The following is a 12,734-nucleotide window of genomic DNA, read 5'->3' on the forward strand; positions in this document are numbered from 1 at the left end:
TAAAAGCCGCACCAAAAGTAAAAGTTAACGTAGGAAAAGAAGCCGAGATTGATCATGGGTTGTATAGTCGCCCAACCCATTAGAATATGTCAAGCCCAAATTTCAGCAGATGCAAACCCTTTGACATTTTCCGCCCCCTTCCGCTAGGGTTACACAATGGAGCAGCTCCTGACAACCCATAGCCTTCCGGCCCTCTTCGGCCTGAGTTTCCTTGCGTCTACCCTGGTTCCCATCGGTTCCGAGTGGCTTCTGGTCACGCTCCTCCTCAAGCATCACGACCCGGTGCTGGCGGTGAGTGTGGCAACCGTCGGCAACTGGCTCGGAGCCTGCACCACCTACGCCATCGGCATGTGGGGCGGCCCCTTTCTGGTGCGCAGGGTCCTCAGGATCGACGAGGCGACGGAGCGCCGGGCCGACCGGCTCTATGGCCGGTACGGCTCCTGGTCCCTTCTTTTTTCGTGGCTGCCGGTCATCGGCGATCCCCTCTGCCTCGTGGGAGGAATCCTCCGGGTGAGGTTCGTCCGGTTCTCGCTCCTTGTGGGGAGCGGAAAACTGGCCCGCTACGCCTTTATCGCCTGGATCACCGTGAAGGGGATGTGATGCCCAAGCGGAATATCGAAAACGCCATTGTTCGGATGCTGAAGCGAAAGCCCTTCTACGGCCGGTTCCTCCTGGGACTTCGCCGGGAGGGAGGGAACGGCGGCCACCCCCTCGGGGTGACGGTTCGGGACGGGGTGCCAACCCTGGCGGTGAGCACCCCCCTCTTCGGGGCCGAGCCCCCGCAAGTTCAGGAAGGGCTCCTGGAGCACGCCATCAAGCACCTGATCCACCTCCACATGTTTCGCCGCAAGGGAAGAAACAGCCACGACTGGGACCTGGCCTGCGACCTGGCCATTAACCCCTCCATCGAGCACCTCCCCGCCGATGCGCTCCTCCCCCGGGCCTTCAAGCTGGAGGAAGGGCTTGCGGCCGAAGAATACTACGCACTCCTCGCCGACCCCTTCGACACGGGAAGCCTCCAGGGGTACGGCACGGGAAACGCTTCCCGGGACGCCGGGGGAAAGAAGGAGTCTGGGGAGGAGGAGCAGTCCGTAACGACGGTGGACGACCATGTCATCTGGGACGATGCCGATGCCACGCCGGTGCGCCTTGCCGAGGAAGTGGTGCGGGGGATGGTGCGCGACGCCTACCGGGCCTGCGACGGGGAGGTGCCGGCCGACATCCGGCAGGTGGTGGAGGGGATGCTCGCCCCCTCGCCTATCCCGTGGCGCCAGGTGCTCCGGCAGTTCGTGGCGGCGGCGGGGAGAACGGGCCGGCAGGCCACCTGGATGAAGGAGCATCGCCGTTTTGTTCATATCACTCCCGGCGTCCGAAAAATGCGACGCCTGAACCTCCTGATCGGAATCGACGTGAGCGATTCCACCAATATCGTCGAACTGCGGGAGGCCTTCGCCCAGGAGTTGATCCGGATCTCTCGGGGACGGGAGTCAACCATCACCGTACTTTACGCCAACAGCCGGATCCAGAGGATCGACGCTTTCCGTGGAGTTGCGTCGGTAACCGAAATCTACGGAGGGGGAGGGTTCACCGACCTGCGGCCGGTTTTCAGTTTTGCGCGGACCATGAAGCCCCTCCCTGCCGCGGTTATCTACCTTACCGACGGCGTTGGTCCGGCGCCGGATCGGATGGAGTTCCCTACCCTCTGGGTGCTGACGCTGGATGGTGAAAAGCCGGCGCCGTGGGGGGCGGAGGTTAGACTGGAGGTATGACCTATGGAAGAATTCACGCCAATGACTGCCGAGTCGGTGCGGGAGCTCCTTGTGAGGGAAGGAGCGGAGGTATTTGCCCGCGAGGGGAGAAGTGACAGCTACGGAGCGCCGCGGGATTTCTCCTTCGAGGTGAAGGCCCTCTTTCCCAATGGCATGGGGCTCCATATCGTGGCGCGTCAGTTCAATTATCGGGACCCGTGGGAGGCCGCAGGCAGGGTGAATGACATGGTGGATGTGTCGCTTCTCCGTGACGGTTCCTACTCGCCCCTCCCCAAGGGGTACCCCTGGTTCCAAGGAACCGATCAAGAGGAAGGAATCGACGAGAAGGGACTGCGCGAGATCATTGCCTGCGTCAAGGGGCTGAATCCGAAGGTCTATCTGCTCCAGGAACTGACGGGGGACTTGTAGCCCATCCAGCCATCGTTCAGGACCACAGGCCACAAAAAAACGCACTGCCCGAAAGCAGTGCGTTTTTTTGTGATGACGTCAAGTGTTACTGTTACGGTTACTTGCGCTTCTTCAGCCCGCAGTCGATGTTGGCCACTACGCGGCGGTTCTTCTGGCGCCCTTCTTCGGTGGCGTTGTCAGCAATCGGCTTGGCCTCGCCATATCCCTTGGCAGAAAGACGCTTGGCGGAGATTCCATATGCGTCGACCAGGTTCTTCATGACGGCCTTGGCCCTGCGCTCGGAGAGCTTCTGGTTGTACTTCGCACTCCCTTTGCTGTCGGTATGCCCTTCGATCACCGCAGTGGCATCGGGATACTCTTTGAGGAAATCGGCCACTCTCTTGATCTCATCGCGGAACTCGGGCTTGATGTTGGCCTTATCGAAGTCAAACTCAACCTTCAGGGTGATGCAGACCTTCTCCGGGCAGCCGTTCTTGTCGACTGCGGCATTTTTCGGCGTGTCGGGACACTTGTCCAGGTAGTCGGGCACACCGTCACCGTCCGTATCCAGCGGGCAACCGACGCTGTCGACCTTCACGCCGGCCGGGGTGTCGGGGCACTTGTCCAGGTAGTCGGGTACGCCGTCACCGTCCGTGTCCAACGGACAGCCATTGCTGTCGACCTTCACGCCGGCCGGGGTGCCGGGGCACTTGTCCAGGTAGTCGGGTACGCCGTCACCGTCCGTGTCCAGCGGACAGCCGACGCTATCCACCTTCACGCCGGCCGGGGTACCGGGGCACTTGTCCAGATTGTCGGGTACGCCATCGCCGTCACTGTCGAGGGGCGCTGCAGCCACAACTTTTTTGGGCTCGGGCTTGGGCTCGGGCTTCGGTTCGGCCTTGACCGGTGCCGGCGCAGGCTTGCCGCCGCCGAACTGGAAATCGAGGCCGGCAGTGACTTCCTGGTGATTCAGTTCGTCATTGAAGGAAAAAATATTCCGGCCATCGGCACGGAGTGCAATACGGTCCGCGAGGAATAGTTTCAGGCCACCGCCAGCGGAGACCATTTCGTCGGAGCGGTCGGCATTGGGAACACCTTCACGGCCTTCATAGGTAACGCCGCCGAGACCCGCTGCAACAAAGGGCACCACCCGCGATTGGGGAAAGAAGTGATAGAGAAGCTCAGCACCGTAACGATAGACATTGGAGCTTCCATTCCCATTATCGTACTTGGTGTCGGTGTAGGCGCCCGAAGCCTCGACTGCCACGTTCTCGGTGAAGTTGTAGCCAAGCCTGAGTCCGCCGGTGGGCCTGCTCTTCAGATCTGAGTCACGATCAAAGAACGTGTACCCTCCGAAGGGGCTTACCGATACAGCACCTTCTTTGATGTTGCTCTCACTGTGGGCGGTAGCGGTGAATGCCAGACACGCCGCGGCAACGGTAATTGCTACTTGCTTCTTCATTCCATACCTCCTTGACGTTGAATTCATACCTCGCGGATGCAACACCTTTTTTCTCTCAATAGGCAAGCAAACTGGAGATCATTTAATTAGTTTGAACGACATGATAAAAGCTTTTATCGAAAAGTCAATTATTGAACTCAAATCTATGTGACATCTTTATTGAACAAAGCAGCACTAACCTTGAAATTTCAATTAGGTATGAGCCTGCAAATTCTCTTCAACTCTCTGCGTCATGCACGCCCCAACGCCTGAATACCGAATAGGACCCTGTGCTCGATGGCTTACCAAAGCGACTGCGAGAGATCACAAACGAAAACACCCCCCGGCTAGATACCGGCGGGGTCGCTCTGTACAAGGAAAGGTGGTCCCCTCCCTGGAACCCATTACACGATTATACAAAAATTAATGGGATACTCTTTACACTGGACAGGGAATCGAAGTCAAGGACAACCTCACGCCCGGACCATTTCCGGGATTATGCAAATCGCTCCGAAACAGAGAAAAACGGGGAGCGACAACAGCCCCGCAATAGTTGTGCACGAGCCTCAGGTGAAAGGCCTATTTACGCCGCGGCCCGAGAAACAGATAGACGATCAGCAGGAAGGGAGCGGAAGAGAAAGCTGCCTCGAAATTGCCGAGAAATAGCTGCCAAGTCCCGAATGAGACAAGGGATACGACGAAAGCGATAAGAAGGAGTGACACGAGCCTGTTCATGGAAGGAATGATACTTTCACGAGGAGATTTGGGGGAGGAGGAAACCTGTTGAAGCGAAAAAACAAAAAAGCCCCGGATTGCTCCGGGGCCTTCTTCGTTTCGCAGGGTTCGTATCAGTTACACCCTGGTTACGTTGGCCGCCTGCAGGCCTTTCGGGCCCTTGACGACGTCGAACGTTACCCTATCACCCTCAGTAAGGGATTTGAAACCGTCGCCGTTGATGGCCGAGAAGTGGACGAATACGTCCTCGCCGTTCTCCTGCTCAAGAAAACCAAACCCCTTGCTGTCGTTGAACCACTTTACCGTACCGTTTGCCATGTTCTTTCTTTCTCCTGCTGCTGTGTTAGTTCGTCCGGGTATATCCACGGACATAGGACACCCTACCAGCTTTTCCACCTAAAAGTCCACGAATAATTTTCACAAAGAAAAAATATTTCCCGATGCCATGGAAGCCTCCGGACCCCATACCATCCACTTCCGTTATGTAACCCCCAGTTGTTTCATTTTTTCCCACAGGGTTTTACGGGAGATGCCGAGGAGTCGAGCGGCATCTCCCTTCTTGTTGCCAGTGGAGCGCAAGGCCTCTTCGATAGCGTTTTTTTCCATGGAATGAACACTATCGGCCAGGGAAGCGGGACTGGCTGGCTGAGAAAGCGGTTGAGCGCCGGCTGGGCGCGGAGCGGTGAACTCCGACGGGAGATCCCCGAGGCGCAGATTGCTGCCAAGGGAGAGGGCAACGGCCCGCTCGACGGCATTTTCCAGCTCCCTGACATTGCCCGGATAGCTGTATTCAAGGAGGGCCTTCTGGGCCTCCGGGGCGATTTCCATGACCGGCTTGTGCATCTTCTCGGCGAACCGGTTGAGGAACTGCCGGGCCAGGGCGAGGATATCCTCGGTCCGCTCCCGCAGGGGGGGGATATGGATCGGGATGACGTTGAGGCGATAGAAGAGGTCTTCCCGAAACCGCCCCGCCGTCACCTCCCGGCGTAGGTCACGGTTGGTGGCGGCGATGATCCGCACGTCCACCCTTATCTCCCGGGTGCTTCCCAGGCGCTCCACGGTCCTCTCCTGCAGCACCCTGAGCAGCTTGGCCTGGGCCGCCAGGGGCATCTCCGCGATCTCGTCGAGGAAGATGGTCCCCCCGTGGGCCTGCTCGAATTTCCCCTTGCGCTCCTTGATGGCACCGGTAAACGCGCCCTTTTCATGGCCGAAGAGCTCCGATTCCAGGAGGGTATCGGGGAGGGCCGCGCAGTTGACCTTTATCATGGGGAGATCCTTGCGCGCGCTGTGCTGGTGGACGGCCCGCGCCACCAGTTCCTTGCCGGTGCCGCTCTCGCCGGTGATCAGGATGGTGGAGTCGACGGCAGCGGCGGCATTGATGATCTGGAAGATGGGGCGCATGACATCGCTGGAGCCCACCAGGTCGCAGCAACCGAACTCCGACAGCACCTGCTCGCGGAGGGTGAGGTTTTCCGCCTTGAGTCGCTCCTTTTCGGTGATATCGCGACTCATCATCAGGGTTCCGAGATAGTTGCCTCCCTTATCGCGGATGGGGTAATAGCTGTTCTCGAAAATCCTCCCCCTCGTCTCGATGACATGGACATGAAAGGGGAGCACGCCGCTCCTGAGCGCGGCCAGCAGCTTGCGCACCCGCTCGGACGTATGGTTGGAATGGGTGCCGAAGATGGAAAGGATATGGCGCCCAAGGTAGTTTTCCGCCCGGATGCCGCGGATCTTCTCTGCGGCCGCGTTGATGTAGGCGAAACAGTCCTCCGTATCCAGGAAGACGATCCCATCCCCCATACTTGCCAGAATCGCCCGGTACACAGCGGGATCAACAATTCCTTTTTCACTCCCCATGGCTCACCCTCACGTCATTGTATTTCAAAGAGTAGCATAAATATGGTTTCGCAGTCTTCCCGCTCCCCACTCAGCGTATGGGCGATATCTGCTGGCTTCGGGCGACCAGGTAGTACACGACTCCCAGGACCATCAGCGTCCCGGCCAGGAAGACCTGGGTCTCCAGGGGGTCGTGACGGAGCGTCGAAATCAGGATTTCCCGGATAATGGCTACGATGACCACGCCGATGAACACCTGGATGTTGAAGCGCCCCCCTTTCAGGGTCTTGATCTCGTTGTCCATGAGCTCGATCATCATCCAGAGGATGAGGAGCGTACCGAGGGCGCTCAGGATCCCTTTCTCGACGGAGCCCCTGAAGACATGAAATATCTCCCAGAAAAACAGACCAACGACCGAAAGGGACACGCCGACCAGGGCGAGCACCAGGATCAGGTTGAGGCCGTAGGTGAAACGCTCCGTTGCCCTGACCAGCAGCGATTCCAGCCGTTTGGAAATAAAGACCTTCTTCAGTTCCTCCTCGATGTAGGAGGCCGTCATGATGTCGAGGTTGATGTCGAGAATCTTTTCCACCGCCTCTGTTTTCTTCCGCCGCTCGTCCCGGTCGGGAAAGTTCTCCCTGATCATGCCGACCGCAAAACGCCGCACCTTCTGCATGGCCGCGTTCACGAAGTGGGCGTTGAGCCCGATCTTGACATGGACGTGGCCGACCCGTTGGAGATCGTGCAGGTACTGGTTGTCGTAAACGCCCCGGAAGAGGTTGACGAACCATCCGCCGTGGCTCAGCTTGAGCCGCTGGAGGACCGTGTCGTCCTGAAGAAACGTAGCCGTTTCCGGAATGCCGAGGAGATAGTCGTAAAAGTCCTCGATCATCAGCTCCCGGTTTGCCTGGGCTATGGGGAACAGCGACTTCAGCGTTTCGGCATCTTCGTCGCTGAACAGGTAATGCGCTTTGATTTCCTGCATGGAATACATAGAAATCGCTCCGGACAGTGGCGAGAAGCCCCCCTTATTCCCCTGAAAATCGTTATGGTTATTATACACGCCTTTAATACATTTTCCCGAATCATGAGCGCGATTGTGGGGGAGCGGGTTGGAAGATAGTGACCATGGCGAAGGCGCGGCCCAAAGGAAGAGCAGCGGCCGCCGCGGCGTCACAACGTACTGAAGGTGTACTCGAAAGGAACAGGTTCCAGGAGGGAGAGACGGAGCCGGGCCGCGGACGTACCCTACCCGCCCACCGCCGCCATGGCAAAGGCCTGGTGCTCGGCCCTCTCCATCGACATGCCGTGACACGCCGGCTTTGCGCAGGCAAGGTGCCGGAGAGCCTCGACCAGGGGCCTCGGACCTTCGCGCCCCAGAAAGGGCTTGAGGTCGATTCCGCCGTCGGAAAAGAGGCACGACTTTGCCATGCCGGTTGAGGTGACCCGAATCCGGTTGCAGTCGGCGCAGAAATGACCGGAGAGGGCCGTGATGATTCCGATGGTGCCGGCAGCCCCCCTCAGGCGGAAATCCCGGGATGGCCCCGCCAGGCTCCCCTTCTCCACCGGCTCCAGGGGGAACTGCGTCCCTATCCGTTCAAGGATTTCCTCCCCCGTGACGGTCAGATTCTGCCAGTTTTTCTCCCTCGTGGCCGGCATGGACTCGATGAAGCGGACCGCGTAGGGATGCTCGATGGTGAGCCGCGCGAAGTCAAGCACCTCGTCGTCATTCACCCCCCGCATCACCACCATGTTGATCTTGGGGGGCGGAAACCCGGCCGCCTCCGCGGCGGCGATCCCGGCAAGCACCTGCCACACATCGCCACCTCGTGTGATGGCCCGGAACGTGCCGGGGCGGAACGAATCGAGGCTAACGTTGAGCCGCTGTACCCCGGCCCGGCGCAGTTCCCCTGCCATCTCCGGCAGAAGGAAGCCGTTGGTGGTGAGGACCAGCTCCCGAAGCCCCGGGAGTTTTGCGAGCCGGGCAAGGAACGGGACGATCCCCTTCCGCACCAGGGGCTCCCCGCCCGTCACCCGGATCTTCTCGATCCCCACAGCAACGGCGGCCCGGGCGATCCGAAAGAGATCCTCGTAGCTCAGGATGTCGCCATGGCCGAGTTTCTCCACCCCCCCGGCCGGCATGCAATAGCGGCAGCGGAGGTTGCAGCGGTCGGTCACCGAGAGGCGCAGGTAGGTGATCCGCCGTCCATAGGTGTCGATCAGTTCCATCTTACGGGTGCCCCATCTCGAAGTGGCGGTCCAGAAGCTGCACCTCCACCTCGCTGCCGGCGACGATGGCGGCGTCGGGAGGAAGTTTCACAAGCCCGTTGCCGCTGGTGAGGGATGAAAGCCGCGCCGAGCCCTGGTCGCCGGTGGAGGCCAGCCGGTAGCGTCCCTCCTCGAGGCGAACCGACACCCGCACAAAGTGGGGCCTCCCTCCCCGGTTCCTGATGGCCTCCTCCAGGGTCCCCCGGACCACGGGCCGAAGGATGCGGGCGTGCCCCATCATCGTCAGGAGGGCTGGACGGACGAACTGCTCGAAGGCGACCATGGCCGCCACCGGGTTCCCCGGCAGGGCAAAGACCGGTTTCCCCCGGACCATGGCAAAGGCCACCGGTTTCCCCGGCTTCATGGCCACCTTCCAGAATTTGATCTCTCCCCCCAGGTCCAGGAGCGCCTCGCGGACAAAGTCCCTGTCCCCCACCGACACGCCGCCGGTGGTGACGAGGAGATCGGCCTGAAGCCCGTCGCTGATCTTGCGACGGGTAGTCTCCAGATCATCCCGGGCGATGCCGAGCATGAGCGGCTCGGCCCCCGCCTCCAGAAGCTGGGCGGCAATGCTGGTGCTGTTGCTGTTGATGATCTTGCCCGGCTCCGGGATGGAGCCGGGCTGCAGCAGCTCGTCGCCGGTGGAGAGGACCGCGACGCGGGCCTTGCGGAACACGGTGGCTGTCGTCTTCCCCAGAGAAGAGAGGATGCCGATCTCCGGGGGGCGCAAGAGGCTTCCGGAAACAACGACCAGATCACCGGCGTTCACCTCCTCGCCACGGCAGCGGATATGGTCGCCCCGCTTGACCATCCCCCGCAGGCGAATGGTTGTGCCTTCCTCCAGCACATCCTCCACGGGAACAACGGTATCGCAACCGGGGGGAATGGGGGCGCCGGTCATGATTTTCATGGCGCAGCCGGGGGAGACCGGCTCCGTCGGTGCCATGCCGGCGGGGAGGAAGCCGCAGACCTCGAGGCTTCCCCCCTGCACGTCATCGTAGGCAAAGGTGTAGCCATCCATGGCCGAATGGTCGGCGGCGGGAATATCCCACGGAGCGTGGACATCCTCCGCGATCACCCGGTGAAGCGCGTGCAACAGGGGGACCTCCTCGGTTCCCAGAAGCCCCGTATGGGAAAGGATGATCTGTTGCGCTTCTTCAATGGAGATCATGGCATCACCTCTTGAACTATTACTTCTTATGGCAGTCCGTGCAGCCGACCGGGCCTTTCTTCAATTCAGTATGGCACCCCTTGCAGGTCTTGTGGGCCCAGTCCTTGCCAAACCCCTTTATCTTGCCCGGTCCGTTTTCGTGACACTTCTTGCAGTCCTTAAGCATCTCCTGATGCTTTTTATGGGGGAATGTCACCTTACCCATGGATGCGGGGAATTCAAACACGTCGGCGGCGAAAGCATGTGCGGCAAAGGCGGAAGTGGCGACGAAGGCGATGGTGATAGCTGTTTTTTTCACAGTGTTCTCCTTTTGTTGGTTGGATGCCTGTTGCGAAACGACATTAGCAGGGGACTTCGGCGTTCTTACGCGAATAGTACCACCAGGTGAGAAGGATGCAGGTCGCGTAGAAGGCCACGAACCCGTAAAGGGCCGCCTGGGGGCCGCCGGTGGCGGCAATGGAGGTGCCGAAGCTCTTGGGGATGAAGAACCCGCCGTAGGCCGCGAACGCCGAGGTGAAACCGAGGACGGCGGCCGCTTCCTTGTTGGCGTCCTTCACCGCCTGCTCCTCGGCCGCCGCCCCCTTGCCTGCCGCGTCCCGCTGCCGCTCGGTCAGGAAGATCACCGGAATCATCCGGAAGGTGGAACCGTTGCCGACGCCGGTGGTGGCGAAAAGGAGGATGAACATGGCGAGGAATCCCCAGAAGTTGCCGCCGACTCCGCCATGGGGGAGGAAGGAGAGTACGCCGAACACGGCAGCCGCCATGATGATGAAGTTCCAGAAGGTGACCCGCGCTCCGCCGAGCTTGTCGGCCAGCCAACCTCCCACGGGGCGGATCAGAGCGCCCACGAGCGGTCCGAGGAAGGCATACTTGATCGGGTTGATGCCGGGGAACTGGGACTTGGTCAGGAGCGGCAGCCCCGCCGAGTAGCCGATGAACGAACCGAAGGTCCCGAGGTAGAGGATGCACATGAGCCAGTTATGCTTGCGCCTGAAGATGATCGCCTGATCCTTGAAGGATGCCTTGGCGCTGGCGATGTCGTTCATGCCGAACCAGGCGGCCAGGGCCGAGACGGCGATGAACGGCACCCAGATGAAGCCGGCATTCTGGAGCCACATGGGCTTGGTCACCCCGTTGATGACGCACTGTTGGGGATCGCCGCAGAGGGCGGCGAACATGCCGGTGGAGATGACCAGCGGCACGAGGAACTGCATGGCGCTCACCCCCAGGTTGCCGAGGCCGGCGTTGAGCCCCAGGGCGGTCCCCTTCAGGGCCTTGGGATAGAAGAAGCTGATGTTTGCCATGCTGGAGGCGAAGTTGCCGCCGCCGAAGCCGCACAGGACCGCCAGGATCAGCATGGTCGAATAGCTCGTGGAGGGGTCCCTCACGGCAAAGCCGATTCCGATGGCGGGAATCAGGAGCGATGCGGTGCTGATGGCGGTCCACCGGCGCCCCCCGAAGATGGGGACCATGAAGGAGTAAAAGATGCGGAGCGTCGCCCCCGCCAGCCCCGGCAGCGCCGTCAGCCAGAAGAGCTTGTTGGTGTCGTACTTGAAGCCGATGTTGGGGAGGTTCACGCAGACCACGCTCCAGACCATCCAGACCGCAAAGGCCAGGAAAAGGGCCGGGATCGAGATCCACAGGTTGCGGGTGGCGATGGCCTTTCCCTTGGTCTCCCAGAAGTGCTTGTCTTCCGGGTTCCATTCCGTCAATACGCGGGATGACCCATTCTTTTTCGTTTCCATCCTTGTCATTACGTCCGTTGGCATCGTTTTTCTCCTTCCATGGGAATTGGCTGGTTATTCAAGAATGTCTGCCGTCTTCAGTTTGTGATGAACTTTTTCCTTCTTCAGGGCCAGGTACATCCAGAACAGCGAGACGCACGTGGAGCCGTACAGGAGCATGAAGGCGGTGCTCCGGACACCGGTCAGGTCCACCAGGGCGCCGAACATGATGGGGAGGAGGAACCCGCCGAGTCCGCCGATGAGCCCTACGATGCCGGAGATCACGCCGATGTTGTGGGGGTATTCATCGGAGATGTGCTTGAACACCGATGCCTTGCCGAACCCCCAGGCGATGCCGACAACGAAGAGAAGGGAGGTGAAGACCCACACGTTGAGCCCCACGTGGCGCGACACGGGGCCGTTCACCGTGGTGACCACCACATCGAAGTGGGGGATCGAGAGGAGGAGGAGACATCCGCCGGAGATCCACATGACCCAGCAGGTGACGGTGTGGGCGCCGAACCGGTCCGACAGCCACCCCCCCAGGGCGCGGATCACGCCGGAGGGGAGGACGAAGATGGCGGCCACCAGGGCAGCGGTCCGGATGTCGAACCCGTACTCGTTGATGTAGTACTTGGTCATCCAGAGGGAGAGCCCCACGTAGCCGCCGAAGACGATGGCGTAGTACTGGCAGTAGCGCCAGACCTTCGGGTCCTTGAGGGCCGCCAGCTGGTCCCTGATGGTGACGGAGGTGCTGACCTTGTGGCTGTGCTCGGAGAAGGTGAATGCCCAGAACAGGATGGCCGTCACGAGCATGGCCGCGGCGTAGACCTTGGGGACCATCTGCCACCCGTAGGCCACGACCAGGGAGGGGGCCAGGAACTTGGTGACCGCGGCCCCCGCGTTGCCGGCGCCGAAGATTCCCATGGCGAACCCCTGCCGCTGCTTCGTGAACCAGCGGGCGGTGTAGCTGATCCCCACCGAGAAGGCGCCGCCCGCAAGGCCGATGAAGAGCCCCAGGAGGAGGAAGTGCCAGTAAGCCGTGGCGGCGCTCACCAGGTAGATGGGGACGATGGTGCAGAGCATCAGGATGAAGAAGACGATCCGCCCGCCGTACTTGTCGGTCCACATCCCGAGCGGCAGCCGGATCAGGGAGCCGGAAAGGATGGGGGTTGCGGCCAGGATGCCGAACTGGGTCTCGTTCAGCCCCAGGGCGGCCTTGATCGGAATGCCGATGATGGAGAACATCACCCACACCGCGAAGCAGACGGTGAAGGCAAAAGTGTTCATCGTCAGGACCGATAGCTGCTTGTGCCGGTGGGTCGCCATGGCGCGCGTCCTGACCTGGGTCCCCCACGTTGCCGCCGTTGCCGTCTCATGCTCATGCCTTTCCATGGCGT

12 protein-coding genes are annotated in these 12,734 nt (G+C 60.6%); 3 read left to right on the forward strand and 9 right to left on the reverse strand.

Features of this window, described 5'->3' with window-relative positions; translation table 11 throughout:
- Nucleotides 1-156 precede the first annotated feature (156 nt).
- From KI811_RS10955 to KI811_RS10965, 3 genes are read left to right on the forward strand one after another with little or no spacing between them, the layout of a single operon-like run.
- Entirely contained in the window at nucleotides 157-600 is a 444-nt protein-coding gene (locus KI811_RS10955) for a YqaA family protein (RefSeq protein WP_214186508.1), read from the forward strand.
- On the forward strand, nucleotides 600-1,769 hold the full coding sequence (locus KI811_RS10960; RefSeq protein WP_214186509.1) for a vWA domain-containing protein: 1,170 nt from the start codon (nucleotides 600-602) through the stop codon (nucleotides 1,767-1,769). The genes KI811_RS10955 and KI811_RS10960 overlap by 1 nt, the downstream gene beginning before the upstream one ends.
- 3 nt (nucleotides 1,770-1,772) lie before the next feature.
- Entirely contained in the window at nucleotides 1,773-2,177 is a 405-nt protein-coding gene (locus tag KI811_RS10965) for a hypothetical protein (RefSeq protein ID WP_214186510.1), read from the forward strand.
- 97 nt (nucleotides 2,178-2,274) lie between these two features.
- Here the strand turns inward: KI811_RS10965 and KI811_RS10970 are convergent, their stop codons facing one another.
- The 9 genes from KI811_RS10970 to KI811_RS11010 form a co-directional block, all read right to left on the reverse strand.
- Complete coding sequence (locus KI811_RS10970; protein WP_214186511.1) at nucleotides 2,275-3,618, reverse strand: OmpA family protein; 1,344 nt, start codon at nucleotides 3,616-3,618, stop codon at nucleotides 2,275-2,277.
- 831 nt (nucleotides 3,619-4,449) lie between these two features.
- Complete coding sequence (locus KI811_RS10975) at nucleotides 4,450-4,650, reverse strand: cold-shock protein (RefSeq protein ID WP_004512312.1); 201 nt, start codon at nucleotides 4,648-4,650, stop codon at nucleotides 4,450-4,452.
- A 162-nt stretch (nucleotides 4,651-4,812) separates the two neighbouring features.
- A complete protein-coding gene (locus KI811_RS10980) occupies nucleotides 4,813-6,192 on the reverse strand; it encodes a sigma-54 interaction domain-containing protein (protein WP_214186512.1) in 1,380 nt (459 codons plus the stop codon).
- A 70-nt stretch (nucleotides 6,193-6,262) separates the two neighbouring features.
- Nucleotides 6,263-7,165 (reverse strand): protoglobin domain-containing protein, encoded by a 903-nt coding sequence (locus KI811_RS10985; protein WP_214186513.1) that lies wholly within the window; start codon nucleotides 7,163-7,165, stop codon nucleotides 6,263-6,265.
- A gap of 254 nt (nucleotides 7,166-7,419) precedes the next feature.
- Nucleotides 7,420-8,400, reverse strand: a complete 981-nt coding sequence (gene moaA / locus KI811_RS10990; RefSeq protein WP_214186514.1) for a GTP 3',8-cyclase MoaA — start codon at nucleotides 8,398-8,400, stop codon at nucleotides 7,420-7,422.
- Nucleotide 8,401: 1 nt separating this feature from the next.
- Nucleotides 8,402-9,610 carry a molybdopterin molybdotransferase MoeA gene (locus KI811_RS10995; protein ID WP_214186515.1) on the reverse strand — a complete coding sequence of 403 codons (1,209 nt, stop codon included), beginning with the start codon at nucleotides 9,608-9,610 and terminating at the stop codon, nucleotides 8,402-8,404.
- Nucleotides 9,611-9,629: 19 nt separating this feature from the next.
- A complete protein-coding gene (locus tag KI811_RS11000; RefSeq protein ID WP_214186516.1) occupies nucleotides 9,630-9,908 on the reverse strand; it encodes a cytochrome c7 in 279 nt (92 codons plus the stop codon).
- Between the two features lie 43 nt (nucleotides 9,909-9,951).
- A complete protein-coding gene (locus KI811_RS11005; RefSeq protein ID WP_281415162.1) occupies nucleotides 9,952-11,379 on the reverse strand; it encodes a NarK family nitrate/nitrite MFS transporter in 1,428 nt (475 codons plus the stop codon).
- Between the two features lie 30 nt (nucleotides 11,380-11,409).
- Nucleotides 11,410-12,729 carry an MFS transporter gene (locus KI811_RS11010; RefSeq protein ID WP_214186517.1) on the reverse strand — a complete coding sequence of 440 codons (1,320 nt, stop codon included), beginning with the start codon at nucleotides 12,727-12,729 and terminating at the stop codon, nucleotides 11,410-11,412.
- Nucleotides 12,730-12,734: the final 5 nt, after the last annotated feature.

This window comes from Geobacter hydrogenophilus, from assembly GCF_018501225.1.
Taxonomy (GTDB): Bacteria; Desulfobacterota; Desulfuromonadia; order Geobacterales; family Geobacteraceae; genus Geobacter; species Geobacter hydrogenophilus.

Bases quoted from the DNA above. Each gene is read 5' to 3' on its own strand.
- KI811_RS10955 (WP_214186508.1), top strand. From the start codon at position 157: ATGGAGCAGCTCCTGACAACCCATAGCCTTCCGGCCCTCTTCGGCCTG.
- KI811_RS10960 (WP_214186509.1), top strand. From the start codon at position 600: ATGCCCAAGCGGAATATCGAAAACGCCATTGTTCGGATGCTGAAGCGA.
- KI811_RS10965 (WP_214186510.1), top strand. From the start codon at position 1,773: ATGGAAGAATTCACGCCAATGACTGCCGAGTCGGTGCGGGAGCTCCTT.
- KI811_RS10970 (WP_214186511.1), bottom strand. From the start codon at position 3,618: ATGAAGAAGCAAGTAGCAATTACCGTTGCCGCGGCGTGTCTGGCATTC.
- KI811_RS10975 (WP_004512312.1), bottom strand. From the start codon at position 4,650: ATGGCAAACGGTACGGTAAAGTGGTTCAACGACAGCAAGGGGTTTGGT.
- KI811_RS10980 (WP_214186512.1), bottom strand. From the start codon at position 6,192: ATGGGGAGTGAAAAAGGAATTGTTGATCCCGCTGTGTACCGGGCGATT.
- KI811_RS10985 (WP_214186513.1), bottom strand. From the start codon at position 7,165: ATGTATTCCATGCAGGAAATCAAAGCGCATTACCTGTTCAGCGACGAA.
- moaA (WP_214186514.1), bottom strand. From the start codon at position 8,400: ATGGAACTGATCGACACCTATGGACGGCGGATCACCTACCTGCGCCTC.
- KI811_RS10995 (WP_214186515.1), bottom strand. From the start codon at position 9,610: ATGATCTCCATTGAAGAAGCGCAACAGATCATCCTTTCCCATACGGGG.
- KI811_RS11005 (WP_281415162.1), bottom strand. From the start codon at position 11,379: ATGCCAACGGACGTAATGACAAGGATGGAAACGAAAAAGAATGGGTCA.
- KI811_RS11010 (WP_214186517.1), bottom strand. From the start codon at position 12,729: ATGGAAAGGCATGAGCATGAGACGGCAACGGCGGCAACGTGGGGGACC.